General features: G+C 44.3%; 28 protein-coding genes and 1 pseudogene. 5 read left to right on the top strand and 24 right to left on the bottom strand.

Annotated elements, in window-relative coordinates; genetic code table 11:
* Positions 1-6: 6 nt before the first annotated feature.
* On the top strand, positions 7-144 hold the full coding sequence (locus AC0VX7_RS22330) for a hypothetical protein (protein WP_158651612.1): 138 nt from the start codon (positions 7-9) through the stop codon (positions 142-144).
* A gap of 107 nt (positions 145-251) precedes the next feature.
* Here the strand turns inward: AC0VX7_RS22330 and AC0VX7_RS22335 are convergent, their stop codons facing one another.
* The 4 genes from AC0VX7_RS22335 to AC0VX7_RS22350 all read right to left on the bottom strand — a co-directional run bounded on the left by AC0VX7_RS22335 (position 252) and on the right by AC0VX7_RS22350 (position 4,528).
* The gene (locus AC0VX7_RS22335) at positions 252-1,610 is read right to left on the bottom strand and encodes an ABC transporter substrate-binding protein (RefSeq protein ID WP_475428225.1); all 1,359 of its coding nucleotides are present in this window, start codon (positions 1,608-1,610) and stop codon (positions 252-254) included.
* A gap of 64 nt (positions 1,611-1,674) precedes the next feature.
* Positions 1,675-2,487 carry a carbohydrate ABC transporter permease gene (locus AC0VX7_RS22340; RefSeq protein WP_475428226.1) on the bottom strand — a complete coding sequence of 271 codons (813 nt, stop codon included), beginning with the start codon at positions 2,485-2,487 and terminating at the stop codon, positions 1,675-1,677.
* 2 nt (positions 2,488-2,489) lie between these two features.
* Positions 2,490-3,398 carry a carbohydrate ABC transporter permease gene (locus tag AC0VX7_RS22345; RefSeq protein ID WP_475425984.1) on the bottom strand — a complete coding sequence of 303 codons (909 nt, stop codon included), beginning with the start codon at positions 3,396-3,398 and terminating at the stop codon, positions 2,490-2,492.
* Complete coding sequence (locus AC0VX7_RS22350) at positions 3,395-4,528, bottom strand: ABC transporter ATP-binding protein (RefSeq protein WP_475425985.1); 1,134 nt, start codon at positions 4,526-4,528, stop codon at positions 3,395-3,397. Before AC0VX7_RS22350 ends, AC0VX7_RS22345 begins: the two co-directional genes overlap by 4 nt.
* 201 nt (positions 4,529-4,729) lie before the next feature.
* Between AC0VX7_RS22350 and AC0VX7_RS22355 the strand changes: the two genes are divergently transcribed.
* The gene (locus AC0VX7_RS22355; protein ID WP_475425986.1) at positions 4,730-5,554 is read left to right on the top strand and encodes a glycerophosphodiester phosphodiesterase; all 825 of its coding nucleotides are present in this window, start codon (positions 4,730-4,732) and stop codon (positions 5,552-5,554) included.
* A 128-nt stretch (positions 5,555-5,682) separates the two neighbouring features.
* Here the strand turns inward: AC0VX7_RS22355 and hxlA are convergent, their stop codons facing one another.
* The 18 genes and pseudogenes from hxlA to AC0VX7_RS22445 all read right to left on the bottom strand — a co-directional run bounded on the left by hxlA (position 5,683) and on the right by AC0VX7_RS22445 (position 21,757).
* Positions 5,683-6,303, bottom strand: a complete 621-nt coding sequence (hxlA, locus tag AC0VX7_RS22360; protein ID WP_475425987.1) for a 3-hexulose-6-phosphate synthase — start codon at positions 6,301-6,303, stop codon at positions 5,683-5,685.
* 60 nt (positions 6,304-6,363) lie between these two features.
* The gene (locus tag AC0VX7_RS22365; RefSeq protein ID WP_475425988.1) at positions 6,364-7,200 is read right to left on the bottom strand and encodes an SDR family oxidoreductase; all 837 of its coding nucleotides are present in this window, start codon (positions 7,198-7,200) and stop codon (positions 6,364-6,366) included.
* Between the two features lie 10 nt (positions 7,201-7,210).
* Entirely contained in the window at positions 7,211-8,272 is a 1,062-nt protein-coding gene (gene uxuA, locus AC0VX7_RS22370; RefSeq protein WP_475425989.1) for a mannonate dehydratase, read from the bottom strand.
* Entirely contained in the window at positions 8,269-8,904 is a 636-nt protein-coding gene (locus AC0VX7_RS22375) for a bifunctional 2-keto-4-hydroxyglutarate aldolase/2-keto-3-deoxy-6-phosphogluconate aldolase (protein WP_475425990.1), read from the bottom strand. The genes uxuA and AC0VX7_RS22375 overlap by 4 nt, the downstream gene beginning before the upstream one ends.
* Before the next feature lie 10 nt (positions 8,905-8,914).
* Entirely contained in the window at positions 8,915-9,934 is a 1,020-nt protein-coding gene (locus AC0VX7_RS22380) for a zinc-binding alcohol dehydrogenase family protein (protein WP_475425991.1), read from the bottom strand.
* An 11-nt stretch (positions 9,935-9,945) separates the two neighbouring features.
* The gene (locus AC0VX7_RS22385) at positions 9,946-11,220 is read right to left on the bottom strand and encodes a TRAP transporter large permease (RefSeq protein WP_475428227.1); all 1,275 of its coding nucleotides are present in this window, start codon (positions 11,218-11,220) and stop codon (positions 9,946-9,948) included.
* Positions 11,217-11,708: a TRAP transporter small permease gene (locus tag AC0VX7_RS22390; protein ID WP_475425992.1), complete on the bottom strand. Its 492-nt coding sequence runs from the start codon at positions 11,706-11,708 to the stop codon at positions 11,217-11,219. Before AC0VX7_RS22390 ends, AC0VX7_RS22385 begins: the two co-directional genes overlap by 4 nt.
* A 67-nt stretch (positions 11,709-11,775) precedes the next feature.
* A complete protein-coding gene (locus AC0VX7_RS22395) occupies positions 11,776-12,780 on the bottom strand; it encodes a TRAP transporter substrate-binding protein (RefSeq protein WP_475425993.1) in 1,005 nt (334 codons plus the stop codon).
* Between the two features lie 30 nt (positions 12,781-12,810).
* Complete coding sequence (gene allD / locus AC0VX7_RS22400; RefSeq protein WP_475425994.1) at positions 12,811-13,821, bottom strand: ureidoglycolate dehydrogenase; 1,011 nt, start codon at positions 13,819-13,821, stop codon at positions 12,811-12,813.
* A gap of 12 nt (positions 13,822-13,833) precedes the next feature.
* On the bottom strand, positions 13,834-14,379 hold the full coding sequence (gene hxlB, locus AC0VX7_RS22405; RefSeq protein ID WP_475425995.1) for a 6-phospho-3-hexuloisomerase: 546 nt from the start codon (positions 14,377-14,379) through the stop codon (positions 13,834-13,836).
* 13 nt (positions 14,380-14,392) lie between these two features.
* Positions 14,393-15,349, bottom strand: a complete 957-nt coding sequence (locus AC0VX7_RS22410) for a sugar kinase (protein ID WP_475425996.1) — start codon at positions 15,347-15,349, stop codon at positions 14,393-14,395.
* A complete protein-coding gene (locus tag AC0VX7_RS22415) occupies positions 15,333-16,373 on the bottom strand; it encodes a LacI family DNA-binding transcriptional regulator (protein ID WP_475425997.1) in 1,041 nt (346 codons plus the stop codon). The genes AC0VX7_RS22410 and AC0VX7_RS22415 overlap by 17 nt, the downstream gene beginning before the upstream one ends.
* Positions 16,374-16,793: 420 nt before the next feature.
* Entirely contained in the window at positions 16,794-17,372 is a 579-nt protein-coding gene (locus AC0VX7_RS22420; RefSeq protein WP_475425998.1) for a glycerol-3-phosphate dehydrogenase C-terminal domain-containing protein, read from the bottom strand.
* Positions 17,373-17,422: 50 nt separating this feature from the next.
* Positions 17,423-17,563, bottom strand: a complete 141-nt coding sequence (locus AC0VX7_RS22425) for an FAD-dependent oxidoreductase (protein WP_475428228.1) — start codon at positions 17,561-17,563, stop codon at positions 17,423-17,425.
* A 222-nt stretch (positions 17,564-17,785) separates the two neighbouring features.
* Positions 17,786-19,276, bottom strand: coding sequence for a glycerol kinase GlpK (gene glpK / locus AC0VX7_RS22430; protein WP_475425999.1), 1,491 nt, complete (start codon positions 19,274-19,276; stop codon positions 17,786-17,788).
* 45 nt (positions 19,277-19,321) lie between these two features.
* Positions 19,322-20,152, bottom strand: coding sequence for an MIP/aquaporin family protein (locus AC0VX7_RS22435; RefSeq protein ID WP_475426000.1), 831 nt, complete (start codon positions 20,150-20,152; stop codon positions 19,322-19,324).
* 216 nt (positions 20,153-20,368) lie between these two features.
* Positions 20,369-20,916: pseudogene (locus tag AC0VX7_RS22440) on the bottom strand (glycerol-3-phosphate responsive antiterminator).
* A 286-nt stretch (positions 20,917-21,202) separates the two neighbouring features.
* Positions 21,203-21,757 (bottom strand): competence protein ComK, encoded by a 555-nt coding sequence (locus AC0VX7_RS22445; protein ID WP_475426001.1) that lies wholly within the window; start codon positions 21,755-21,757, stop codon positions 21,203-21,205.
* Positions 21,758-22,425: 668 nt separating this feature from the next.
* On the opposite strand from AC0VX7_RS22445, the gene AC0VX7_RS22450 reads away from it, so the two are divergent.
* Complete coding sequence (locus tag AC0VX7_RS22450; protein ID WP_475426002.1) at positions 22,426-22,917, top strand: sigma-70 family RNA polymerase sigma factor; 492 nt, start codon at positions 22,426-22,428, stop codon at positions 22,915-22,917.
* Between the two features lie 109 nt (positions 22,918-23,026).
* Here the strand turns inward: AC0VX7_RS22450 and AC0VX7_RS22455 are convergent, their stop codons facing one another.
* The gene (locus tag AC0VX7_RS22455; RefSeq protein ID WP_475426003.1) at positions 23,027-23,293 is read right to left on the bottom strand and encodes an IDEAL domain-containing protein; all 267 of its coding nucleotides are present in this window, start codon (positions 23,291-23,293) and stop codon (positions 23,027-23,029) included.
* Positions 23,294-23,667: 374 nt separating this feature from the next.
* Here AC0VX7_RS22455 and AC0VX7_RS22460 point away from each other — a divergent pair, with 374 nt between their 5' ends.
* Together AC0VX7_RS22460 and AC0VX7_RS22465 are read left to right on the top strand one after the other, a co-directional pair.
* Positions 23,668-24,864, top strand: coding sequence for a processed acidic surface protein (locus AC0VX7_RS22460; protein ID WP_475426004.1), 1,197 nt, complete (start codon positions 23,668-23,670; stop codon positions 24,862-24,864).
* Complete coding sequence (locus tag AC0VX7_RS22465; RefSeq protein WP_475426005.1) at positions 24,857-25,531, top strand: class D sortase; 675 nt, start codon at positions 24,857-24,859, stop codon at positions 25,529-25,531. The genes AC0VX7_RS22460 and AC0VX7_RS22465 overlap by 8 nt, the downstream gene beginning before the upstream one ends.
* A gap of 63 nt (positions 25,532-25,594) precedes the next feature.
* Here the strand turns inward: AC0VX7_RS22465 and AC0VX7_RS22470 are convergent, their stop codons facing one another.
* On the bottom strand, positions 25,595-26,812 hold the full coding sequence (locus AC0VX7_RS22470; protein WP_475426006.1) for an N-acetylmuramoyl-L-alanine amidase: 1,218 nt from the start codon (positions 26,810-26,812) through the stop codon (positions 25,595-25,597).
* Positions 26,813-26,861 lie beyond the last annotated feature (49 nt).

Raw genomic sequence — 26,861 nt, forward strand, 5'->3', positions numbered from 1 at the left:
TAATTGATGTCTAATAACACTTGGCTAACGCCAGAGGAAATGCAGAAGAAAAAAGCAAGACAAAAAACCATTCTATATGCAACATTACTACTAGCTACTGTAGTGCTCAGTGCAGCAGTCACAGTGCTTGCTAATCAAATTTAAGAACGAACGAAAAGCTCCGGTTATCCGGAGCTTTTTGATTTTCGGGAGGACCCCCCTCCCGCTGCAAAACAGCTGTAAAAAAGCGGTCCCCCCATACAATTCTCTTGTTACTTCTTCTTCGTCTTATTCGCTATCTCAATTGCCCTGTCTGTTCCTTCTGCTGCCTGGTCCAGTGCTTCTTGTAGCGGTGTTCCCTGGTACATGTTTTCAAGTGCGGTTACTACCTGCTGGCGTGACTCAGGGAAGACGGAAATCAATGCACCCTGTGTCGCGAAGGATGGTTTTGTATCCTGCAGCTGATCTACAGTAACCTTGAACTGCGGGTACTTTTCCCATTCCTTCTTCACGATGTCTTCTTCATATGCTGCAGGGTTGATCGCGAAGTAGCCTGTTCCGATATGCCATTTTGCCTGACTTTCAGGTGATGCGAGGAATTTCATGAATTCCCATGCTGCCTGCTGCTTATCTTCGCCAATCCCTTTGCTCATCCATAATGATGCTCCACCAATCGCGACGCCCTGTCTCTCGACTTCATCCGGATAAGGGATATAGGCAACACCGACATCAAATGAAGAGTTATTGATCGCGCCGGCAACACCTGCTGATGAATCCATGTACATGGCGACTTTTCCTGTCTGGAAAGCGGCACGGATGTCATCCCAGTTCGTTCCGTAATTGCCGAAGGTTCCGGCTTTGTTCATGTCGTCAAGGAACTTGAAGACTCGCAGACCTTCTTCTCCATTGAACACAGCTTTTGTTGCGTCATCTGAACGGCCGTTGTCATTGTCAACATACAGTCCACCCTGTGTCGCAACAAGCTGTTCAAAGAACCAGCCATATGTCAACATCGAGAATCCAAAGCGTTCGTTTTTCTTCGTCAGTTTTTCAGCAGCCGCTTTTACTTCACTGAATGTTTGCGGCGCTTTTTCCGGATCAAGACCTACTTCCTTAAAGGCATCCTTGTTATAGATCATCACCGGTGTCGAAGAGTTGAACGGCATTGAATACAGCTTGCCATCCACCTTATAGTAGTTCAGGATGTTTTCCTCCAGCTGGGACAGGTCGTAATTGTCCTTATCGATGAATGTTTGCATTGGCTCGATGAATCCACTTTCAATCATGTACTTTGTTCCGACTTCAAACACCTGCATGATGGCCGGCGCGTTATCGGTGCCGCCGACACTGCGCAGCTTTGTTAGCGCTTCTTCATACGTACCCTGGAATTCTGCATTGACCACAACTTTATCCTGAGAATTGTTAAAATCCGCGACAATACCATCAAGCGCTTCCTGGCCCGGTCCGGACATCGCATGCCAGAACGAAATTTCTGTTTTCTCACCAGGCTTCGTGCCGCCATCCTTCTCCTTGTCTTTGTCATCTCCCTTGCTAGCATCATTGGAACATGCCGACATGACTATTAAGCTGAAAATTGCACTGATCACGAGGAACCATCTGAACTTTTTCATCATCTTGCTGAACACCCCTTTTATTAAAATGCTTCTGGATACCAGAAGTTGAACCCTAAATGAATTACTTCAGCGCTCCCTGGGTCAGGCCTTTTTGGAGCTGCTTCTGTCCTGCAAAAAGCAAGAGCAGTGTCGGGATGATGACCACGATCACTCCCGCCATGACGACGCCCCATTCTGTCGCAACTTCCTGGGACTGGAGCTGCTTCAAGCCAATTTGAACTGTCCTTACCTGGCCCGTGCTTGTGACAAGCAATGGCCATAAGTACATATTCCATGTCGTCAGGAACCCGTAGGCACCGAGCGTGACAAGGCTGGTTCTTGACACAGGAAGGATCACTCTCCAAAAGAAGGCGAACTTACCGAGCCCTGCCACCTCTGCCGCTTCATGCAGCTCTTTTGGAATAGTCTTGAAGTGCTGCCGCAGCAGGAAGGTTCCGAATGCCAATGCGAAAAATGGCACGGTCAATCCTTGATATGTGTTCATCCAATCAAGCTTTTGAATGGTAAAAAAGTTAGGGATCATCGTCGCTTCCCATGGAATCATCATTGTTGAAATGAAGAGGAAGAAGATGAAATCCCTTCCCTTAAACGGAATAAACACAAAAGCATAGGCCGCCAGACTGCAGACGACCAGCTGGCCGAGCATGACCCCGAACGACACTATGAAACTATTGATCAAGTAATTCATCAGCGGCAGCCGGTCGAACACTTTTACATAGTTATCAAAATGAATCGATTCAGGAAAAAACTTTCCCTGGAGGATTTCCCCGCCAGACATGAAGCTGATCATGAAGGCATACATCACCGGGAAAAAGACCAGGAAGGCAGAAATGACCAGCAAAATATAAAACAGGATTTTTTTCGGTGTCGACATCATCATTGATAGTGCACCTTCTTTTCTCCGAGCTTAAATTGCAGGATCGTCACGATTAAAATACAGATGAACAAAAAGACAGCCTGCGCGCTTGCCGTACCGAACTGGTAGTTGATGAATGCCTCCCGGTAAATAGAGTAAACAATCAGGTTTGTCGCCTGGGAAGGCCCGCCTTTCGTTAAAATATCGACCTGCCCGAAAGTCTGGAAGGCATTGATTAGAGAAATAGTGATGATGAAAAACAATGTCGGCGACAGCATCGGAATCGTGATCCTGCGCAGTTGATACCAGTAGCCGGCACCGTCGATCTTGGCGCTTTCATATAAATATTCATCAATATTCTGTAGTCCGCCAAGCAGGATCAGAAACGAGAAGCCGATATTCATCCAGATCGTCGAGATTGAAATCGACACGAGCGCCCAATCAGGATCAAGCAGCCACTGCACGCCCGGCAAATTCATAACATTGAGCAGCCTGTTGAACATGCCGATGCTTGGATGGAACAGGAACAGCCAGACAACAGAGGAGGCCGCAACGGAGATGCCCATTGTCGATGAATAAACAGTCCGGAAAAAGCCAATTCCTTTAAGTTTTTCATTCGCGATCAGCGCCAAAAAGAGCGCAATGATGACCCCTGTCGGAACCGTGTAGAGAACAAACAGTACCGTTGCCTTGATACTGTTCCGGAATTCCCTTGACTCGAATAAATAGGCATAATTTTCAAAGCCGACAAACAAAGCTGCCGCACCCTGCTGGTCAGTCAAAAAAAAGCTCAGATAAATCGTCCGGAACATCGGATAAAAGATGAACACCGCAAACAGGAGGATCGACGGAAACAGGTATAAAAGAGCTGTACGAGCGTTTAGCGACTTCCTCCAAAAACCGAGATTTCGTGGAGCGTCTGCATTCATATGAACACCTCTTTATCAAAAACATGGTTCTCGATATCCGATGGAGTTTTGATGATTTTTTCCGTCTCACTGTCAAACAAACAAACGGAGTCGTAATTGATGACAATTGAGACCATGTCCCCAACACCAATCCGCCATTGGCCGGTCCATTTCGCCATCCATTCCTTGCCCCCCATATCGAAGGAGAAGATCGTTTCATTTCCAAGGACCTCTACATTGGTTGTTTTTACATAAACCTTATCTTCTGCTTTCGTCTCTTTTGTCGCCGCCTTTAAATGCTCAGGACGGACGCCGATGATGATTGTGTCGGATTTTAATAATGGCCGATCTTTTTCCGGAACAGCTATTTTTGCATCCTCGCTGAAAACAATCACCTTTTTTTCTGTGTCGACCTTCCCTTCGCCAATATTCATCGGCGGCGAACCAATGAAGGTCGCGACGAAAGGATTGGCCGGATTATTATATATATCGATTGGCTGGCCAATCTGCTGAATCTTTCCATCATGGAGAATCATGATCCTGTCCCCCATCGTCATCGCCTCGACCTGGTCGTGGGTGACATAAATCATGGTGATACCAAGACGCCTTTGGATCTGCCTGATTTCCGAGCGCATATGGGCCCTTAATTTAGCGTCCAGGTTTGATAAAGGTTCATCCATCAGGCAAATCGGTGCCTGGTTGACGATGGCCCTGGCCAGAGCAACCCGCTGTCTCTGGCCGCCGGACAGCTCACGGGGTTTCCTTTTCAAATAAGGAGTTAACCCCAGCATTTCCGCCACATCGTCGCAGCGTTTTTTACGTTCTAGCTTTGGCACTTTTTTTACATGGAGTCCGAAAACGATATTCTCTTCAACCGTTAAATGAGGGTATAAGGCATAGTTCTGGAAGACCATCGAAATATCCCTTTTGCTAGGAGGGAGCCAGTTCGACTCGACATCGCCGATTTTCAGCACACCGCCCGTGATCTCTTCCAAGCCGGCAATCATCCGCAGCATCGTACTTTTTCCGCAGCCTGAAGGACCGACAAGCACAAAAAACTCTCCAGGTTCAATCGTGACAGTAATATCTGAAATGACTTCTGTTTTTTTGTCGTAGGATTTCGAAACACCAACCAATTCTACTTTTTTCATGCTCGCCACCCTTTCTCTATAAATCCTTTTCCTGAAAAAAGAGACCACAAATAATGCCTATCCAAACAGGCAGTAGCTGTGGTCTCCTGGTCTCCGTCACAAAGTATTAACTTGTAAAGTTTGCATATATATTGGGAGTATATGTTTTATATTTTGCTAGTATGTTAGGAATTTACATTTCAAATATAGGTGAGGGAAATCATGAGAAATATATCGCTATTATTCTTCTGTTTGATTTTGGTGGCAAGTGCCGGTTGTGAGAATCAAAAGGCAGCACCTGCTTTTGTTTTAACGGAGGATTTCATCATCATCGCTCATAGAGGAGCATCGGCCTATGCGCCTGAACACACATTGCCTGCGTATGATCTGGCAGTCCGCTCAGGCGCCGATTATATCGAAATCGACCTGCAGATGACGAGAGACGGGGAATTGATTGCCCTGCATGATTCGGAGGTAGACCGGACGACGAATGGTTCAGGACGAGCAAGCCAGATGACATTGAAGGAAATCAAAGCGCTCGATGCCGGGTCATGGTTCAATGAGCAAAACCCGCAATCCGCTGATCCCTCCTATGAAAATTTGGAGATCCCTACACTTGAGGAAATTTTTCAGCGGTACGGGACGACTGTAAATTATTACATTGAAACTAAATCGGTGGGTATGGAAAATAAGTTGATCACACTGCTAAGAGAGTACTCCATCATCGGCTCTGAGTCGAAAGTAATCATTCAATCTTTTTATAGTAAAAGCCTGAAAAAGACTCACCAGCTCGAACCCGGGATTTCGCTGATCCAGCTTTACAGATATAAGGAAAAAGCAAAATTATCAGACAGTGAGTTAAGGTCCTTAGAAAAATATGCGGCAGGGATAGGAGCAAACTTTGATATGGTCGATGAAGAATATATTGAAAAAGCCCATAGTCATGGGCTTGCAGTACATCTTTTCACCGTAAATGCCGATGAGGAAATCAAACGTGCTGTTGAGATGGGAGCCGATGGAGTGTTTACGGATTATCCTAAAAAATAGCCAATCATTTCAGTATTTAACCTAACTTCTCGGTCAAAGGTTGGATGATCAATCTGGAGAAATTATAAAAAACCCCAGCAACAGAATGATTTATTGCTGGGCATTTTTATAGCTTTCTTCCTCTTAAGTTACCATCCTGCTAATCTTTTAATAGTTTTGCTTGTCTCTCTTGGATTGCTGCTCCCTGTAATTGCGCTTCCCACAATTGCGATGTCTACTCCATTAAGGGCCTGAATTGTCTTTTCAGATATGCCGCCAGCGATGGCTACTTCTATATTTCCGAGCCCCTCTACGAGCTCATAAAGGGAGGAATCAGCCAATGCACCTTCCTGCTGCATGTCTTTGCCTATATGGAGGCAAAATAGATTAACGCCTAATCCATGAAGCTCCCTGACCCTCATCTCGTCGGTAACACCCAGCAAATCCACCATAATTCTCTTACCATACTGCCGTGCGGCCTCAAGTGTTTCTGCGACAGTATTATTATGTGAGAAGGCCATCACAGTAATAATATCCGCTCCTGCTTCAAAAGCCTGCTTTGCTTCGTGTCTCCCCGCATCACATGTTTTCATATCGGCTACTTTTGTTTTTTGCGGATAGGCTCTGCTAATTTCACTAACAATCTCCATTCCATATTCCTTGATGACTCCTGTACCTATTTCAATCCAATCAATATGGTCTGCTGTCTCTTCCAATATCAAAAAGCATTGTTCCCTTGTTAATCGGTCTAGTGCAAGCTGAATTTTCATAGCTGCCTCCTAAAATAGCAAACATCCACAGGAACAAGTCCCGTGGATGTCTCTGCATAATTAAACTCCTGAATAAGCCATGAATCCCCCATCGACTGGCACGGTCACCCCAGTCACAAATCCGGAGTACTCTTCATCTGTCAGCCACAACAGTGCGCCTAACAGATCCTTCGGCTGCCCGAAGCGCTTCATTGGCGTATGGGCGATGATTTTCTTTGAACGATCTGTATGCGTTCCGTCTTCGTTCAGCAAAAGGTTGCGGTTTTGCGATGTCAGGAAGAATCCTGGCGCAATCGCATTGACACGCATACCAGTTTCAGCGAAATGGACAGCCATCCACATCGTGAAGTTGTTGATCGCCGACTTGGCCGCACTGTATGCCGGCACCTTTGTCATCGGTGAATAGGCGCTCATAGATGAAACGTTGATGATGACCGGAGCCTCCTGTTTCAGCAGCTCCTTGCCAAACACCTGGCACGTTAAAAAGGTGCCGATGAAGTTCGTGTCAAACACTTTGGAGAATCCGCGTGCATCCATATCGAAGAAGGATTTTTCAGTTGAGTCCTCTTCATATGTCTCCACTGCTGTGATTGCGTCAGGATGATTTCCGCCTGCTCCATTGATTAAGATGTCTACACGTCCAAATGCCTCGACAACCGTAGCTTTTGCACCTTCAAGTGAATGCTGATCCAGCACATCAGCAGCCACAGCGATTGCTGACCCGCCAGCTCCGTTGATTTCTGCTGCGATTGCTTCTCCTTTTTCCACCGTGCGGTTCAGGATTGCAACATTCACGCCATGCCTTGACAGCTCACGTGCCATTTCGGAGCAAAGCACTCCACTTCCTCCCGTAACGACGGCTGTTTTACCCTTTAAATTTTCATGGATCGGAAACATCGTATCCCTCCTATTTTGAAGCCTGGTATGCATCCCACAACCCATGAAGATACATGATGCCAAGCGCCCTGTCGTATAATCCGTATCCAGGCCTGCATACCTCTCCCCAAAGGTGTCTGCCATGGTCCGGACGAACATATCCTTCGTACTGGATATCAGATAACTCTTTTACAACGCCTTTGATATTAATCGAACCATCTGTTGTTAAATGCGATGTTTCGATAAAATCGCCATTTTCAAAGATTTTCACATTACGGATGTGCGCAAAAGGTGACTTATGAGCAAACTCAGCTGCAAGTGCCACCATATCATTTTTAGGGCTTGCCCCGAGTGATCCTGTACAGAAGGTAATCCCATTGGATGGAGAATCAGAGATTGATAGAAGCTTCTCCAGACTCTCTCTGCCTGTCATGATGCGTGGCAGTCCGAAAATCGTCCATGGTGGATCATCTGGATGGATAGCCATTTTGATACCAGCCTCTTCTGCAACCGGCAAAATTTCATTTAGGAAATCGCCTAGGTTCTCCCATAGGTCTTCCTCTGACACACTTTCATATGCCGCAAATAATTCCTTGATGCGGGCCATTTTTTCAGGCTCCCAGCCAGGCAGCGTTAAATCTGAAGCAGAAGCGACTGTGTCGATTAACTCCTGCGGATCCTGGTTTTCCACTTTAGCTTTTTCGAAAAATAAAGCAGTTGACCCATCAGGAAGTTCCTTATACATTTCGGTACGCGTCCAGTCGAAGATCGGCATGAAATTGTAGCAAATGACCTTGACGCCAACTTCTCCCAGATTCCTGATTGTTTGCTTGTAATTCTCGATGTATCGGTCACGGTCTTCATTCCCAAGTTTAATCGCTTCATGGATATTGACACTTTCAACCACGTCACCATGAAAGCCAAATGATTGAATATAGTCCATCTCCGCCTTGACTTCTTCTTGTTCCCACACTTCACCGACGGGCTTTTGGTGCAATGCCCATACGATGCCTTTTACGCCGGGGATTTGTTTTACATGGTCGAGGGTGACAGTATCATTATCACGACCATACCAGCGAAACGTCATATTCATGATGCATTCCCTCCTTTTACTGCTTCGGTGTACTTACGGCAGAGCTCTGTTACGCCTTCTTTTCCAGCAGAACGGTACGCCTTGTTCAGGTCACTGCCGATTCCAGCCGCGACTGCGCCAGCACCTAGCCAATCGTTGACATTATCGAGATTGACACCGCCTGTCGGCATAACGCGCACCTGTGGCAGGGGACCATTAACCGCACCAATGAAAGATGGGTCAAAACGATTTGCCGGGAACAGCTTCACGATGTCACAGCCGCTTTCAATCGCCGTAACGATTTCGGTAATCGTCATGCAGCCTGGCAGATAGGCAACAGAGTAACGGTTGCACAATACAGCAATGTCCTTGTTAAAATTAGGACTGACCACGAATTTCGCTCCGCTTAAAATAGCATGGCGGGCTGTCTCTGGGTCCAGGACTGTTCCTGCTCCTAAAATTGCATCCGATCCTGAAAGTGCCTCGAATACTTTGGCAACATCCGGAGTCGTATATGTTAATTCAATGGCCCGGAAGCCGCCTTCGATGGCAGCTTCCGAAATTTGAATGGCCTCTTCTGCTGTTCCGCCGCGAACGACAGCAACGACCTTGGATTCTGACAATTGCTGTAGTGTTTCTATTTTCAAGTTCATCAAATCGCCCCTATTCAAAAACAATCACTGCTTTCCGTACTTCACCCGGGTTCTTTTCTACAAATGTAAAAGCTTCTTTTACCTGCTCAAGTGGGAATTGGTGGGTAATAAAACCATTCCCCTTCAATTTTCGTTCATTAAGTAAGGAGACGACCTTGCCAAACTGATTCGTCTGCAGACGAGAGCCGACAATCGTCACTTCCTTTTTGGTAATCGGCAGCTGAGGAATTTGGGATGGGCGCTCATCAAAACCGAGAACAACTACTGTCCCTGCCGGAGAAACGACACTGACTCCCAATTCAAAAGTCATAGGCAGGCAGACAGCATCGATCACCACATTCGGACCTTCTCCATCTGTAAGCTCCATTACCCTTTCTTCTACAGAAGCTTCACGGGCATTAATGATTTCGTCCGCTCCATTTTCCTTCGCAAATGCAAGTCTTTCTTCTTCCAAATCAGTCATAATGACCTTTGCACCTTGCAGCTTTGCCATTTTTAAAATACAGATTCCAATCGGGCCAGACCCCTGGATTAAAACCGTATCTCCTTCTTCAACCCCGCCACGCCAAACGGCCTGAGCACCAATCGTGAAAGGCTCGGCTAAAACGGCCTCATCCCAATCAAGGGCTGGATCGACTACATGAAGCTGCTTTTCAGGCAGCACGAACGATTCGCGCATTCCGCCATCTTCGTGGACACCAAAAACCGACAATGACTTACACACATTCGGGCGGCCTTTGCGGCAGGCGTAGCACTCGCCGCAATAGCGGATTGGTTCGACAACCACATGGTCTCCGGGTTTTACATTTTTAACAGCCGAGCCCACTTCAACCACTTCCCCGGCAACTTCATGGCCAGGGATGCGTGGATAGGTAGCAAGAGGGTTCGTACCATGGTAGATATGCATATCAGAACCGCATATACCAACGCGCTTAACTTTGACAAGGACATCATCAGGGTTTTTAATCGCGGGCTGTTCTAAATCTTGAATTACGAGTTCCATTGCTTCAGGAATTTGGACTGCCTTCATGCTAAAACCACCTATTCAAATAAACTTGGTAAATAAAGTGATACCTGTGGTACAAACGCAACCAGCATCAATACAATAAGGCTTACTCCAATGAAAGGTACAAGCTCTCTTGCTGCCCTTCCGATTGGCACCTTTCCGATCTGGGATGCCACGAACAAACACACACCAACTGGCGGTGTAACCAGACCGATTACCAGGTTAAGAACCATCATGACTCCGAATTGGACTGGATCCATTCCAACCTGTGAAGCGACTGGCATCAATACAGGGAACAAGATGACAAGTGCAGCGATCGTTTCCATAAACGTACCTACGAACAGTAGCAGCAGGTTGATCAACAAGATTACAATAATTGGATTTTCAGAGATTCCAAGAATAGTATCAGCAACAAGCTGTGGAATCTGTTCGCTGACCATGATCCAGCCAAACAGGTTCGCGAAACCGACGAGCAGCATGATGGAAGCCGTCGTTGTCATGGTAGAAAGCATGATTCCAGGAATCTTTTTGATCGGCAATTCTTTATAAACGAAAATTCCGATGACAAGTGCGTAGATTACCGCAATTATGGATGCCTCTGTTGGCGTGAAGTAACCGCCAAGAATGCCCCAAAGAATGATGACTGTCATGAACAATGCCCAGAAGGAGCCCATGAAGCTTTCGAAAATCACTTTTAAGGATTTTCTCTCTCCTTTTGGATAGTTACGCCTAACTGAAATGATATAAGTAGGAATCATCAATCCGATTCCAAGCATTAGTCCCGGAAGCGCCCCTGCTAAAAATAGGTCACCGATCGAAACAGACGCTAATGTACCAACGATGATCATCGGCAGGGACGGAGGAATGATTGGTCCGACTGTCGATGAAGATGCAGTGACTGCCGCAGAAAAACCAGCTCCATAACCTTCCTTTTTCATCGCAGGAATCATGATAGCACCGATGCTTGCCGTATCTGCAAGTGCCGTTCCCGAAATCCCCGCAAAGCCCATGGAAGAACCAACATTCGCCAATCCCAGGCCGCCACGAACATGTCCGAAGAGGTTATTCGCAAACTTGATAATCCGGTCAGTGATCCCGCCGGCGTTCATCAGGTTACCCGCCAGGATAAACCCTGGGATACACAGCAGTACAAAGGAATTTAGTCCGGCAAACATTTTTTGAGGAATGATGGTCAGAGGAATATCTGCCAGGAACAAATAGACCAAGGAAGACAAACCGAGGCTAAAAGCAACCGGCACGCCCAAAAAGATCAGCACTATGAATGAAATGAATAAAACGGCCGCCATTATAACTCTCCTCCATCGATGTCTGACTTGAAGTCTACTTCGTTACGAAGCAACTTAACGATGTTCACAATAGAATAAAATGCTAAAAGCACTGACATAATCAAGATTGCCGCATGGATCATAGACATTGTGAACGGCATCGTCGCTGAAGTTTGTGTCCCGACCAGCGTGAAGTCATAGCCAGTCTTGATCATCACTCCGAATAGCACGATTAACACAACATAAATCCCGATTTCGTAAAAACGTCTGAAATTATTAGACATTTTCGCAAGAATCATATCGACATTGATAAATTCTCCACGGAGCAATGCCAGCGGAGCACCAAAGCAAATGGCATAAATGAATAAGTATCGTGTCAGTTCCTCGGTCCAGATGGCTGTATAAGGCAGATAACGGGACATAATTTGAACCAGCACGACAACGATGACACCAGCAAAACTGACAACAGTCAAAATGGAAAGTAGTGTTTCCAGCCATTTACGTATTTTCATGGTTTCATCCCTTCCTTAAAGGAAAGGCACAGCCGGCTTGAATCGCCGGACAGTGCCTTCATCAGAATTACTTCGTTTCAAGAATCTTTTCGTATAGTTCGAACTGTTCAGGCTTCAAAGTTGCTTTGATTGCAGGAATCATAGCTTCGCGGAAAGCATCCTGGTCCACATCCACAAACTTCATGCCTTCGCCTTCAAGGTCTTTTTCAATCTGCGAGATTTCCTTGTCATACAGGTCTGCGCCAAACTTCTGTGCTTCAGCAGCTGCTTCAGTTACAGCTTTCTTCTGATCGTCATTTAACGCGTCAAACTGCTTGTTGCCAACAAGGATGTAGATCCAAGAGTAAACGTGTTCAGTACGATTCACATAGTCCTGAACTTCATATAGAGCTCCACTCTTGATTAGGTCAACCGGGTTTTCCTGTCCATCGATAACACCTTGCTGAAGACCAGTAAACACTTCGTTGAAGTCCATTACCTGTGGCTTAGCGCCAGCAGCTTCCCAAACCTTCAGGAACAATGGAACGTTAGGTACACGCATGCTGAACCCTTTAAGGTCTTCTGGAGATGTGATTTCTTTGTTGGATGTCAGGTTACGCGGTGCGCGAGTATGATAGTACAAAGGTGTCAAGCTAGCCTTTTCAGTGATTTCTGCTTCAATTTGCTCACCGATTTCGCCTTCGACAACTGTCTTAACATGGTCCAAATCACGGAATGCATATGGAACAGCCATTAAAGCCGCTTTAGGAGCCCAGTTTTGCAAGGTCTCACCTGAGATGACCATGTCTGCAGTTCCAGATTGGATTGCGTTGATTGTATCTGTTTCTCCGCCAAGTGAGTTGTTAGGATAAATTGTGATATCAATGCTGCCGTCAGTTTTTTCCTCAACAAGCTCCTCGAATTTTTGTGCAGTTTTATGCCAGATGTGATTCTCATCAGCAAGATGGCCAAACTTCCACTTGATTACTTCCCCTTTGCTTTCCCCGCCAGCTTTTTCAGAATCACCTGAGCCACATGCAGTTAAAAGAAGTGATGCTGCTAAAATACCTGATAAAAATTTTGCTTTCTTCATAAAATAGTTCCTCCCCTTAAGTCCAAATATTTATTTTGTTAAAAATTGATGCACAGTAGAAGCAATGGTAATGCCATTTTCAAGGTTTTTCTCTTCATTCATTTGCTCAATCTCACCCGGAACGAATACCTGTGAGAATCCTGGTGCAGGTGGTGCCTGGCGAATTTCAGCCATCATCTGGTCCATGTTTTCCAGGAATGCATCGGCATCAGTAAAGAATGCTGGATTGATGGCACAGAAGTAATGCCCAAGCTTTCGCTTCTGATCGAGGTCGCCATACATCTTGGAGATATGAGGTCCGAATGCTGCCCCTGCAAGCAATCCAGAGAAGATGTCCACAATCATCGATAGGCCATATCCTTTAGGGCCGCCAAATGTCTGAAGTGCAACTACTTTAGCTGGATCCGTTACAGTTTCACCATTCTCATCCACACCCCAGCCAGGCGGAATTTCCTTGCCCTCTTCTTTGTATTGAAGGATTTTACCCAGCGCTACATTTGATGTAGCCATATCCAAAATGAACGGCTTGCTTGTTTTAGCAGGTACTCCATATGCAATTGGGTTCGTCCCGAGGAACGCTTCCTTACCGCCAAACGGAACGACGATTTTATCCGTATGGGTCATTGCGATTCCAATCACGTTCTGCTCAGCAGCTTCCTGGACAAAGTAGCTCAGTGCGCCGCAGTGGCTGCTGTTAATCGCTGTCACCATGCCGATGCCGTTTTCCTTCGCCATTTCGATCGCCTGCTTCATCGCAACATCTGCAATGACATGGCCGAAACCGTCATCACCGTCGACTACGCCTGTTACAGGGCCAGTTTTATTGAATTGGATATTTGCGTTTGGGTTGATTCCCCCGGCATTCAGACGGTTCACATAATGCTCTGTGCGCAAAACCCCGTGGGAGTTAACATTTCGAAGGTCAGCGTGCACAAGGATTTCCGCTACTTTCTCTGCATGCTCATTGTTCAGTCCAGCCTCGGTAAGTTTTTTTACTGCTAATTCTTTCGCTTCTTGATGCGGAATGGTTACTGTTGACATTCCTTCTCCCCCCTATTCCAGATTGGAATGCTTCTTTCTTAATTCCTCGTTCGTCTTTCCTTTTGTCAGGCTATCAATGATTGCTGCATCCATTACGAGATGGGCTGCCTGGTCGAACTGGTTTCCAAGCGGCTGGACTGTTTCCGGTTCACCCGCGAGGCGATATTTCGTTGCAGCCGGTATTCTCATCCCGCCTGATATAAATGGCAGCTGAAGCGCTTCCTCATTTGTCGTGATCATGTATACTGCTGCACCAGATCGATGGGCGCTCTCAGAGATATTCAAGGCTTGAGCAGTTTTGCCTGAGCCTGATAGGACTATTAAAATATCATTCTCCTGAATCGCCGGGGTTGTCGTTTCCCCGACAACAAAGACCGTCTTTCCACTATGCATCAGCCTCATGGCGATGGCTTTTGCTACAAAGCCCGAACGCCCTTCTCCTGTAAAAAAGAAACGCCTTTCTTCTTTTAGCAAATGAACGAAGGAATCGTATTCTTCAGAATCCACATCCATGCAGACTGTCTGCATTTCTTTTAAAATCGTTGAAATTGTCGTCATGGTCCCCCTCCAATCAGCGCTCAATGATCGATTCATTGTTTATAAAAGCGCTTACTTCTTCAAGGTAAGGAAGACCTTCATTATCTCCTGAAACCGTGGTGACGAGGGCGCCGACTCCATTCGCAAAACGGAGAAGCTGCTCAGGGTTGAAGTCATTGAGCCATCCGTAAACATAGCCGGAATCAAAACCATCTCCCGCTCCTACCGTATCAATTGGATTTACGCTAAAGCCAGGGGCTTCGATCCAATATCCATCCCGATAAAGCCTTGATCCGTTCGCTCCATCCTTGATCACCAAATCCTTAATCCCGAATTCATCAGCAAACTTTCCAAGCTCCTCGTTCGAATCCTTGCCAATGATCAGGCGTATCTCGTCCAGTCCAGTAAGAAGGATATCGACATATGGGAAAATTTCGTTGTAAGCCTTGCGTGCTTCTTCAATACTCCAAAGCTTGAGCCTGATATTTGGGTCGAATGAGACCGGAACGCCTTTGTCTTTTGCGATTTCGACCAGCCTTTTAACAACCTTCACATTGTTCGGATCAACGGCCATGAATACACCAGTCAAATGCAGCAGGTCCACGTCTTCTAGCCATTCTTCCTTTACCTTTTCAGGTGTCAGCGTTGTAATCGGTGAATGATATCGGTAGTAAAAGGTCTTTCCCGAACCGTCACCATTGATTTCCTTAAAGTTAAGCGAGGTCGGATATCCTTCCACCAACTCCACTTCAGAGACATCAACACCCTCTCCGCGAGTGAAGTTGTAAATCACCCTGCCGAACTCATCCTTGCCAAGCCTGCTGACCCACTTGCTCTCCAAGCCAAGCCGTGCGCAGCCAATCGCGAAATTCAGTTCTGCTCCGCCTACTTTTCGGTTAAAGCTTTCTACAAAGCGCAGGGGGCCTTGCACAGAAGGATTGAATGTAATCATTGCATCTCCGATGGTCATAACCTTATATCGATCTGGCATTATTCTTCTCTCCCAACACTTGCACTGACTCCCGTTCTACCAATACGGGGTCGTACCTTCTTATATCATATGAATCTTCTATTTTTCCCTCGGCAATTAGGTTGAACAGCGTTTCGGCAGCATCCTTGCCAATTTGGAAGGTAGGCTGCTTGATTGCCGAAATCGGAGTGGCGGCGATTTCAAGGAAATCAGAATCATCCACTGCGATAACGCTTACATCTTTGCCAATCTGAAGTTTCTTTTTTCTTAAGAACTTGAGCAGTTCAATCAGAGATAGATCATTCGTTGCAAAAAATGCATCCGGGCGGTCTTCGTGCTGCCAAAGCTTTTCAAGTGCCGGCACAATTTCCTTTCGTTCAGCAGCGATAATCCAGCTGTCATTTGGAGTGACACCGTTTTCAGTAAGTGTCTTCTTGACACCGCTGATACGCTCAACCCTTGGTGAAACCTTTTGGGTGATGGACATCGATATGGTTCCGATTTTTGTGTGGCCTCTTCTCAGGAGCTCCCTTATCGCGATCTCCGCAGCCCTTTCATTGTTGAGCATCAGAGTCGGATAAATCGGCTGCTCTACTTTTCTGTCAACAAAAACAACCGGAAAATTCGACCGCTTCAGTTCTTCATACAAACACATATTATCAGCCGTCGGGAAGATAATCAGACCATCAACCTGCTTCGCGAGCAGCATGTTTATATATGCCCGTTCCTTCTCCGGATTTTCATCGGCATTACAGACAAACATATGAAACTGGCTTTCCTCACAGGCATCTTCTATCGCTCTTATAATCTCCGTTGAGAATGTATGAAGAATATTCGCCACGATCACACCAATGGTCGATGACTTTTTCTGCTTCAAGCTCTTCGCGACAAAATTAGGAATATACCCAAGCTCACGAATCGCTTCCTGGATGCGGACCCTTGTCGGCTCCGCCATAAACTCATAACGATTATTTATGTACTGAGAAACCGTGCTTTTCGAAACGCCCGCTTTAACAGCAACATCCTGCATGGTTACTTTTTTCATAAGAATCCCTTCTTTGTGAATCCTCTAAACCGATTTAGTAAAACGATTTAGTAAATCGGTTTAGTAACAGTATAAATGAAACCCCTTTCAAAAATCAATCAGTAATTTCTAAAAATTTTGCATGTTATTTTTTCCAGAAAAAAAGCTAGAGTACTAGCTGCTTTCATCTTGTGCAATTACTAATGCCATACTAATTTGAACAAACTCCCATGGTCATTTTCACATGCGGGGGAGTATACCAAATAATATGGTATTTCCCTATTCTAAAAAGCGTTGAAATTATGTGATACGATTAATCCATTGCTGCCTCCAGACAAACAGAAGCCCAGCAGCTACTTAACTCTGCTGAGCCTCTCTGCGAATCAAACATCTTATAAAATCAGCGATGTCTTTTCCCTCAATTTTGCTTTGCTAATATCATTAGACAACCGGAGTAGTCGCCTGTTGGATCTCCTGATCAAGCTTTGCTTCATACTTCTCTTTTTCAACTGCTGTCCAGTTAAGGCGCTCTGCCATATAACGGCTGACAGCTTCTCTTGTCTGATGGACTGAGGCGATATCAAACAGCAAATCCCCTGTTCGTCTGAAATAGAAGTCAACAAGCGTGGCAATGAGTTCGTGTTCGATACCGTAAACCAATTTCGCAAAGGTGATGAGCGGCAAATTGAATTTCTCAGCCTCCGCAATTCTCTCGCTGACAAGGGCAAAGACCGTTGGAGCGTTTGACCCATAAAACGATGCAATGCGCTTCGCTTCCTCTATTGAGAGACCGGCACTTATCCCCTGCTGGGCTGCTGATTCTACAAACTGCGGGAACTTCTCAGATCCGCCAAAGTCGCCCCCGGAAATCGGCAAATGCATTGTTTGGCTAGGCTTGAGTTTCTGGCCTTCCGCCGACTCAAATTTCCCGGCTACAAGGTCGACAATCGTTTCCGCCATTTTGCGGTAACCTGTCAATTTACCGCCGGCAATCGTAATCAATCCTGAATCGGATTCCAAGATTTCATCTTTTCTGGAAATCTCGGAAGGCCCCTTGCCTTCTTCATGGATTAACGGACGAATACCAGCCCAGCTCGGCTCGACGTACCCGCCGCAAAATCCTGCATTTCAAGTACCGCCGTGCTTAACCCTCTTGTCGTCGCATCAAGAGCGATTCCGGCACCTGTAATACCGCCGCCGATTACTAGTATATCAAATTTATTTTTTTAAAAATTGGAGATAATATCATTGCGTTTTCTATTCGTGAACATGATGTTTTCCTCCTTGAAAACAGGAAAAGAGACCACGAAAAACATTACCTAATGAACGGTAATGCTTCGCGGTCTCTCCAGATCTCCTGCCGATTTATTAACTTGTAATTATTGTATTAAATTGCACGGTAAAATGAAATGTCTGAATTTCGAACGTTGATTTTATTTAAAAGCCATTGCAGCGTTAACAGCTTTTTTCCAGCCACCGTAAAGCTGGTCCCTATCTTCATCGGACATTTTCGGATCAAATGAAGAATCGATTGCCCACTGTGACGCGATCTCCTCCTGGCTTTCCCAATAGCCAACCGCAAGGCCTGCAAGATACGCTGCACCCAAAGCAGTTGTTTCGTTTACTACTGGTCTTTCAACTGGAACATTTAATAGGTCACTCTGGAAGTTCATCAGGAAGTTGTTCATGACTGCACCGCCGTCAACGCGGAGTGTCTTAAGCTCAATTCCTGAATCGGCTTCCATAGCGGACAGAACATCCTTCGTCTGGTAAGCAAGCGACTCAAGCGTCGCGCGAACGAAATGCTCCTTGCTTGTTCCGCGAGTCAGGCCGAAAACTGCGCCTCTGACTTCGCTGTCCCAATAAGGTGTTCCCAGGCCGACGAACGCAGGAACAACATAGACACCATCAGTTGATTCAACCTTTGTTGCATACTCTTCGCTGTCCTTTGCATTCTTCAGCATTCTCAAACCGTCACGCAGCCATTGGATGGCCGATCCGGCAACGAAAATGCTTCCTTCAAGAGCATACTCAACCTTGCCATCCAGTCCCCATGCAAGTGTAGTCAATAGGCCGTGCTCTGATTTGACCGCTTTTTCACCGGTATTCATCAGCATGAAGCAGCCTGTGCCATATGTGTTCTTCGCCATACCTTTCTCGAAGCAAGCCTGTCCGAACAATGCGGCCTGCTGGTCACCCGCAGCACCGGCAATTGGAATCTCATGGCCGAAGAAATGGTGTGTAACAGTATTGGCGTAAACCTCTGAAGAAGGCTTAACCTCTGGAAGCATGGAAGCCGGTACTCCAAGAATTTCAAGGAGCTCCTCATCCCACTTCAGGTCATATATATTGAACATAAGCGTGCGCGAAGCATTGCTATAGTCCGTAACATGGGCAGTTCCGCCAGAAAGCTTCCAGATAAGCCAGGTGTCAATCGTTCCGAATAACAGCTTGCCTTCCTCCGCTTTTTGCCTTGCGCCATCAACATTGTCAAGGATCCATTTGACTTTCGTTCCTGAAAAATAAGCATCTATAAGCAATCCAGTTTTATCACGGAAAAGATCATTGTAGCCTTGTTCCTTCAATTCATCACAAATTCCGCTTGTCTGTCTTGATTGCCAGACAATCGCGTTATAAACTGGTAACCCTGTTTCTTTATCCCATACAACCGTCGTTTCACGCTGGTTCGTAATCCCTATTCCCGCTATTTGCTCCGGCTTAACATTTGATTCTGATAAAACTCCTGCGATCACAGCCAGCACGGAGCCCCAAATTTCATTCGCATTATGCTCTACCCAGCCTGGCTTCGGAAAATGCTGCGTGAATTCCTTTTGCGAAACATGAACGACCTTCCCTGCTTTGTCAAAAAGAATCGCCCTTGAGCTTGTCGTCCCCTGGTCTAAAGATAGAATGTACTTTTCCATAAAATAATTCCTCCCCTTGTCAACTTAACCGCTTTCAATTTATCGTTATCTTAACGCGCCAACTTTAGTTGTATCAAACTGTCCTGCCTGTTTTTTACCTACTGTATAAGCTAATGCCAGGACTACTGCTACTATACCAACTACCAGCCAAAAAGTCGCTGTGACTGCACCCGTGAAAAGCGCTTTGTAGGCGACCGCTCCAAGCGAACCTCCTAATAATGGTCCAACAACCGGAATCCATGAATAGCCCCAGTTCGACCCGCCCTTGCCTGGAATTGGCAGCAGGAAGTGGGCAATACGCGGCCCAAGGTCACGTGCAGGATTGATTGCATATCCTGTCGTACCGCCTAGCGACATACCAATTACCACAATCAACAAGCCAACAGCAATAGGGTTTAACCCCTCAGTAAATTGATTTGCCCCAATAAATAATAGTCCTAATACAAGAATAAAAGTGCCGAAAACCTCACTGAATAAATTCGAAAAAGTGTTTGGAATGGCTGGTCCTGTAGAGAAAACTCCTAACTTTGCGCCAGGATCATCCGTCGCCTTCCAGTGCGGAAGATAATGCAAGAATACTAATGTAGCCCCTATCATTGCGCCAATCATCTGCGCCACCATATAGCCTGGTACATCTGCCCATGGGAATGACCCATCTATCGCAAGTGCCAGCGTTACCGCAGGGTTAAGGTGCGCCCCGCTAATCGAACCTACTGCAAAAACCCCCATAGTTACTGCAAGTCCCCATGCAATCGTGATGACAATCCAGCCGGCGTCCTTCGCGTAAGAGTTCTTAAGCGTCGATCCAGCCCCAATCCCGGCACCGAAGACTATCAAAATCATCGTGCCAATTACTTCTCCCATAAATGGTGACATAAACAATTCCCCTTTCTAGCGTTTCATAAGGATGTATATACAAATAAGATGGTAACAAAAAAAGAGATCCACAACAGTATGCCAGAATAAAGCCAGGCATTTCTGTGTGAATCTCCCATTCTCCGTCACGAACTTAACTTGTATTTTGAAGTATACTGATAATTGAAAACGCTGTCAACCAGTTTAATAGATTCTTTTATTTTCCCAACTAAGGTACTAGTTAACAAAGTGCTTCCAAATCTTTGTTTTTGATGTCTTGACTGCTTTAGCACCGGGAACCAGCGCATTTTCCACATCTTCAATACTCCTGATAAAACCTCCCGCAAACATCGGTATCCCAAGCCTATCCTTCACTTCTGTTATCAGCTGGGGGACGACGCCAGGCAGGACTTCAATATAATCCAGCTGTGTTTTTGCAAGGAGTTTATAGCTTTTTTCAAGCGCATGGGAATCTAGCAAAAATACTCTTTGAACCGCTATGAGACCCTTCTGCTTCGCCTTTAAAATCACGCTCGACTTAGTCGAAATCAGACCAAACGGCTTATATTCCTGACAGATGAACTCTGTTGAATAATCATCGCTTTTGATCCCATGGATCATGTCTATATGGTAAAGCATCTTCTTGCTATGCGCCTCCGCCATCGCACTCACATGCTTCAGCTGTGCGATATACACTTCAAGGAACACCCCAATCTCATAAGGGCTTTTTAAAAGCGCTCAAAATCCTACATATTCGAAGATGCCGGGAGAATCTTTTGGTTCATATTTTTCCACTCTTTTAGATTGTTTGTTATCCATGATAGAGTGGTTCAAAGAAAATATCAATGAGGGGAGTCCTACATGTATAGCGAGATTATGATAAGTTCAGATTTAATTAAACGTTTGATTGACTATTTTTCGACAAGAATTGATCATCCATAAGCTCCACTTCCTGGTCTTTCTCTCTCTCTATTTTTCAGGATGATTTTGTTACACCTGCATGTCCTTTGTTGTAACGACTCCAAAATTAAAAGAGACATCCGTTCCATAGGAATGGATGTCTCTATAATGCTATTTACGAATTCTATATCTGTTAATACCTTCACCTTCACGTATACTGAGGCCTTTTTTAGGCTCGATGTAAAAGGTCATCATGCCCTGGGAGTTTTTCATCATTTCGTCCCGCAAATCTTTCGCAGCCTGTTTTCTTTGGTTGAACTTAGATTCTTTCATGTTAATCACAAAAGTATGGTTGTAACTTAAATACACTTCTGTTTTACGGATTCCTACAGCTTTTGTTTTCTTTACATGCGTAAGAGAAAACCAGACGCAAAATTCATTATTGTAAGATTTGGTTGGAAATAACCAGATGCCCAGATTGCAGTTTATCTTAATTGGGCACATGTAAATATCACCGAGTATTTCTCGGGAGCTTTTCCGTCCAGCATTAAAATTAGAACCCAAGCCAAGCAACGTCTTATTAATGACATCAATTGGTTTCATATCGACGAGAAATGTGTCTTCCCCTTCTATTACTCTCGTGCACAATTTTCCATTTTCGTTGTATTCTCCTGTCAGCAACACTGTCTCCTGATTAATCGTGTAATCACTTAATAGGTTCACCATTGAATCCTCCTATGTATTGCTTTATCTGACAAAAAGAGTATACTAACATAGTTGGTATACCCAACACACTTGTCCTCGGGGATTGGTCCGCCATGACTATATTCCCGGGGATTTTTCAATTCTCTTCGCATCTTAACCTCCTGTCTGTTTAAACAGGGCTGCTTGTGTAATTGATCTCGGTGTCGGATTAGAACCCCTATAGGTATTATTATATTAATAATGACATTTAAATGTAAATCTGTATTTTTATGTTGCTCAATTCATAGTTCTTATGGAATATTGCTAAAATTAAATTTTATTAGTATAATATATTTTTTAACGGACCTGCCATTCAGGTCCGTTTTTTATTTATAGACGGAATTAATCGCAAAAATTATCTGGGTTACTCCTACTTCAGTAGTAGTAACTACTTTCGATTTAAACTGAAAAAAATTTATCAATCATTGTCTAAAAAATTTCACAATTCACAATTCCGATATTCGTTACTATTATAGGCATTCTCTTTTAATAGGTCTTGAAAATTGAATTTTCAAGCCTTTTTGTTTGTTTTTTAGCTATTTTGACCTCCAAAATTGAATTTTCGAGATTGGTGCACTCTCTTGTTTCACAGTATGTTTTAGCTACCCGGGAATAAAACAGAATGCGCGCGATCTCGAAAGGATTGCAAAGTGGAAAACTTTGAACAGTTATCCAAACAGTATGAGCCAATGATCCACAAGATTATCTCCTCCCTCAATATTTATAAAAACAAGGAAGACTACTTCCATACAGGGCTTGTAGGGCTTTGGGAGGCGGCAGAAGCCTTTGACCCAGAGAAAGGTGATTTTACCAATTATGCTTATTCGTATATAAAGGGACAAATTCTGAATGAAATGAATCGAAATAATCGGCTTGAAGAAAGGAGTGTCTATCCGAAAGAAGAATATTGGGAAGGTGTTGAAGAGCCAAATGCCAAATATCCGCTCGAACTTGAGTTTTTGTTGAGCTACTGCGAGGACCTCACCGAGAAAGAAACAAAGTGGGTCATCTACACCTGCGTTGATTTCCTGTCCGTCAGAGAAATAGCTCAAAAGGAAAATGTCTCAGTATCAGCAGTCAAACAATGGAGGAGCAGCGCTAAAAAGAAGCTCAAGGAGCAATTGATAGAGGTTTTAGATTAAGAGGTTTTTCACGTGCAGTGTCATCCAGCCAAAAAAAGCCTGAAACCGGGTATTCTAATCTTGGTTTCAGGCTTTTTATATTCGCAATATCCCATTCATAACTTTCACTCTATAAAGCATCCTTCCAGTTCTCTGAAGTCAATTCCATGAATCTTCCTTTGTTCTTGTTTTTCAATGCCAAGTCAATTTCTTCCGCTCTTCTCCGCTCCAGGAATTCATTCTGGACCTTCTGGATGATTTTGTTTGCTCCCTCTGTATACCTTGTTTTTTTACGAGTTAAGATTATTTCAGTATTGTCAGGATCCTGCATGGTGTCCATGAACATATTTACGTCTACATTTTGTTTATAGAAGTTAGAGTTCTTATCGTTTTTCATGAATTATCCCTGCCTTTTTTTGGGTTATGTGTTAGTTACTATTTACCCGATTTTACAGGAATATAACTTTTTTGAGATATTTTCAATAAATCGCAAATAATGAAAGAAAGATATTTAAACAAGAGGCAATCTTGTTCTATCACTTAATATTAATGCTTTTTATGTCAGAGGACGATTAAGTAAGATAATTGTAGTTAGTAGTGATTACTGTTCCATTTTGCTATAGATATTACTTTAAAAAACAATTAAATGTATTTGTCAATAGTTTCACCTGTAAAATAGTTATATTTTTACAAAAATACCCACTATCTGGATTTCCGGAAAGATTATATAATTCTTTTGTAATATATTTGAATTATAGGAGGAAGAATTACTTGAAGCGCGTTTTATCTTTTATTATGGCTTTCACATTGATGTTAGGCCTGCTTCCAATTGCTGCTTTTGCCGCGGTCGATCCACAGGATCAAGAGTTCCAGGATTATCTCCAGAAAATTGGTATGTCAGAGGAAGACTTCATCGCCTATCTGAAAGACTGGCATGATTACTCTCTAGAAGAGTTTGAAACTTTGGATGAATTAATAGAGTATCTTGGACCTGTTTTAGACGATGAGAATTTAAAGGAATTGCTTGCAGAATTTGAATTGACTGAGGAAGAATTCAATCAGCTGCTTGAGGAAAATGCAGCAGCATTGGATCAATTCGTTTTTTACGAGGATTTATACTTTAGTATGTCTGACTGGCTCTACACTGAAGAACTAACACCGATTACAGACGAAAACCTGCAAACGCTTCTTGAAGACTACGAATTTGGATCAATAGAAGAATTGGAAGCTTTCCTGAATTCCTATGATGATTCAATCGAAAACTATGAATATATTGAAGACCTTGAATTCGCTATTGCTGAACACTACTTTATGGAAGCTAAAGATGACTTGATTAACACTTTGGATTCTTTTGGTCTTTCTCTTGCAGAAGCCAATAATCTTGCTAACCATCTCATTTATATTATGGAAAACCCTGACCTTGATCCAGAACAATTTTTCACAGCGCTGGAGGAATACGGTACTAGATTAATGGATTTCCCTGAGTTTGACAGCGCATCTGAACTTTCTGCTGAAGACATTGCCGAATTCATTAACATTTGGGATGGCATGCTTACCTTATTGGATTTAAAAGTAGAATACTACTTGGTAAAGGATGGAGTGGTGACTCCTGTATCATTTGCTTCCCTAATGCAAATGAACTCTACTAATGGAGCCGACTTAATGATAAAAATCTATTCTAATAATGGTAATCTTTTAGCTGACATGGTTATCACAAAGGAAATGTTCGACTCTGAATTTATTGAGGACACTGGAGAAAATCTGGAAGATACAACTGAAGCAGCCGAAGAAGTAAAAAAAGCTGCTGAAGACGTGGCAAAAGCAGAGAAGAAAGCACCAGCAAAAACTGTTAAAGGCGGCAAGCTGCCCAATACTGCTTCAGATTACCTGCAAAATACAATGGCAGGATTAGCGATGGTCCTTCTAGGAGCTTTTGTATTCAGGAAAGTGAAAGTTAAACGTGTATAAATATTTCAAAGAAAGAAGAACCGGAAAACTGGTTCTTCTTTCCCTATCCGTTGTCATAATTGCATTGGGTTTCTGGTTCAGCGGAACAAATGCTTATAAGTTTATGAAGGGCTATTGGCTCTTTAAAACTGGCGAACCGAAAACAGAGGTTGTCTTTGCGGATAAGCCTGTTAAGACAACAGATAAAAAATTGCAAAGCAGCCCTAAAACCAGCCTCTATTCTGAAAGGCCGGAAAAAGGAGAAATGATTGGCAATCTCTCCATTCCTAAACTTAGTGCCGATTTGCCAATTTACCATGGCACTGATGAGGATGAGCTCGAAAAAGGAGTGGGACACTACGCTGGCAGCGTGCTTCCAGGGGAAAAAGATAATTCTGTTCTTTCAGGCCACCGTGATACAGTTTTCCGCAAACTTGGCGAAGTTGGCAAGGGTGATTTGCTGGTTGTCTCGACAGGTGCAGGAGAATTCACGTACAAGGTAAGGAAAGTCCGTATTGTCGATGCAAATGACAGAACGGTGATCGTTCCAAAACCAAGAGCGACTCTGACCGTAACCACCTGTTATCCTTTCGATTTCATTGGGGACGCACCGGAAAGATATATTCTGGTAGCTGATTTAATTGCTGAAAATGCCATAGAGCAAGAAAAAAACCTGAGCAAAAATTAATCTGCTCAGGTTTTTATATAGCTTATAAAATACATTTCACCAAAGGTCTTTTATTTCCTCCCGCTACCTTGTCAGGAAGTAACGAAATAAACCGTTGTAAATCCCTTTTGCTGCTTTCTTTTGGTACGTTGTTGTCGCTACGAGCTTTTCTTCTGTCGGGTTGGACAGAAAGCCCAATTCCACTAGTGCAGCTGGCTGTTTATTTTCACGAACTACGTGATAATTGCCGTATTTGGAACCCATATTCCGCAGCTGGGTTGAGGCTGCCAAAGAACTTTGGATCGAGCCAGCCAGCGGTGCATCCTTAGAGTTGCTATAATAGAACGTCATGACTCCACTGCTTGTTGATGAATACGCATTATAGTGGAGACTTATGAACGCATGTGCTTTGTAATTATTGCTGATATTTACTCGTTGTGTCAGGCTTAAATAGGTGTCGGAGCTTCTTGTTAAAATAACTTTCGCCCCCGCATTTTCCAACAAAGGTTTAAGTTCCAAGGCCGTTCTCAGCGTCAACGTTTTCTCCAGATAGGTTCTTCCCCTTGTGCCACTGTCATAGCCTCCATGGCCTGGGTCGAGTACGAAAACCTTTCCCTTTAAAACAGTATTCGGGTCACGGACGAGCGTTCCATACACCCAGCCGATGACGCCACTCGGACTCTTCACTTTTACCCATCCGTTGCTAACACCCAGCTTCTCCATGAACGTTCCTGCTTTTTCTGTATACAGGATTGGATACGACGTACTTGGCCCTTTGCGAATGTTGGTATTCACTTTTAAAACTACCTTTGTTACTGTCGTTACAGGCTTCTGCTTTGTGATATAGGAACTCGATACCCACCCAGTTTTATTGAGGGTGGATGCATATACTTTCAGCCAAGATCCATCAGTCCCGTAAACTTTGACCGCAGTTCCTTTTGGCAAGGAACCTAAAATACTGCCGCCAGGAGCACTTCGGAAATTCAGATTAGTAGCTGTTACGTAACCCGTCCAGGTTGTCGCAGTTATATACTGGGAAGCAACCCAGCCCTTCAATGAGCCATAACTAATCCTTGACCAGCCATTTTTCTGTTCATACACAGTTACAACCTGACCTTGCTTAAGTTTCCCTACTATTGAATAGGCTGTACCTGGCTGTGAACGGACATTGAGTACATCAGCATTAACCTTAGCCTGGAAGCTATAGGCAGCCTCTGTACGATCGGCATAGAAAGATAATGAAAATGATAAAAGGACCAAAAAACTAAGAAGCAATTTACCAAAAGAAGCGACTTTCAACATTTCCCCACCTTTTGTCTAAATTTGTCTTTTTTTAAAAGAACACTACCAC

The sequence above is a fragment of the Mesobacillus sp. QJM3NY_10 genome, assembly GCF_056173465.1.

Bases quoted from the DNA above. Each gene is read 5' to 3' on its own strand.
- AC0VX7_RS22350 (WP_475425985.1), bottom strand. From the start codon at position 4,528: ATGAAAAAAGTAGAATTGGTTGGTGTTTCGAAATCCTACGACAAAAAA.
- hxlB (WP_475425995.1), bottom strand. From the start codon at position 14,379: ATGACGACAATTTCAACGATTTTAAAAGAAATGCAGACAGTCTGCATG.
- glpK (WP_475425999.1), bottom strand. From the start codon at position 19,276: ATGGAAAAGTACATTCTATCTTTAGACCAGGGGACGACAAGCTCAAGG.
- AC0VX7_RS22395 (WP_475425993.1), bottom strand. From the start codon at position 12,780: ATGAAGAAAGCAAAATTTTTATCAGGTATTTTAGCAGCATCACTTCTT.
- AC0VX7_RS22355 (WP_475425986.1), top strand. From the start codon at position 4,730: ATGAGAAATATATCGCTATTATTCTTCTGTTTGATTTTGGTGGCAAGT.
- AC0VX7_RS22345 (WP_475425984.1), bottom strand. From the start codon at position 3,398: ATGAATGCAGACGCTCCACGAAATCTCGGTTTTTGGAGGAAGTCGCTA.
- AC0VX7_RS22390 (WP_475425992.1), bottom strand. From the start codon at position 11,708: ATGAAAATACGTAAATGGCTGGAAACACTACTTTCCATTTTGACTGTT.
- AC0VX7_RS22435 (WP_475426000.1), bottom strand. From the start codon at position 20,152: ATGTCACCATTTATGGGAGAAGTAATTGGCACGATGATTTTGATAGTC.
- allD (WP_475425994.1), bottom strand. From the start codon at position 13,821: ATGTCAACAGTAACCATTCCGCATCAAGAAGCGAAAGAATTAGCAGTA.
- AC0VX7_RS22455 (WP_475426003.1), bottom strand. From the start codon at position 23,293: ATGAAAAACGATAAGAACTCTAACTTCTATAAACAAAATGTAGACGTA.
- hxlA (WP_475425987.1), bottom strand. From the start codon at position 6,303: ATGAAAATTCAGCTTGCACTAGACCGATTAACAAGGGAACAATGCTTT.
- AC0VX7_RS22335 (WP_475428225.1), bottom strand. From the start codon at position 1,610: ATGAAAAAGTTCAGATGGTTCCTCGTGATCAGTGCAATTTTCAGCTTA.
- uxuA (WP_475425989.1), bottom strand. From the start codon at position 8,272: ATGAATATGACGTTTCGCTGGTATGGTCGTGATAATGATACTGTCACC.
- AC0VX7_RS22445 (WP_475426001.1), bottom strand. From the start codon at position 21,757: ATGGTGAACCTATTAAGTGATTACACGATTAATCAGGAGACAGTGTTG.
- AC0VX7_RS22410 (WP_475425996.1), bottom strand. From the start codon at position 15,349: ATGCCAGATCGATATAAGGTTATGACCATCGGAGATGCAATGATTACA.
- AC0VX7_RS22415 (WP_475425997.1), bottom strand. From the start codon at position 16,373: ATGAAAAAAGTAACCATGCAGGATGTTGCTGTTAAAGCGGGCGTTTCG.
- AC0VX7_RS22375 (WP_475425990.1), bottom strand. From the start codon at position 8,904: ATGAACTTGAAAATAGAAACACTACAGCAATTGTCAGAATCCAAGGTC.
- AC0VX7_RS22330 (WP_158651612.1), top strand. From the start codon at position 7: ATGTCTAATAACACTTGGCTAACGCCAGAGGAAATGCAGAAGAAAAAA.
- AC0VX7_RS22365 (WP_475425988.1), bottom strand. From the start codon at position 7,200: ATGTTTCCGATCCATGAAAATTTAAAGGGTAAAACAGCCGTCGTTACG.
- AC0VX7_RS22470 (WP_475426006.1), bottom strand. From the start codon at position 26,812: ATGTTGAAAGTCGCTTCTTTTGGTAAATTGCTTCTTAGTTTTTTGGTC.
- AC0VX7_RS22380 (WP_475425991.1), bottom strand. From the start codon at position 9,934: ATGAAGGCAGTCCAAATTCCTGAAGCAATGGAACTCGTAATTCAAGAT.
- AC0VX7_RS22340 (WP_475428226.1), bottom strand. From the start codon at position 2,487: ATGTCGACACCGAAAAAAATCCTGTTTTATATTTTGCTGGTCATTTCT.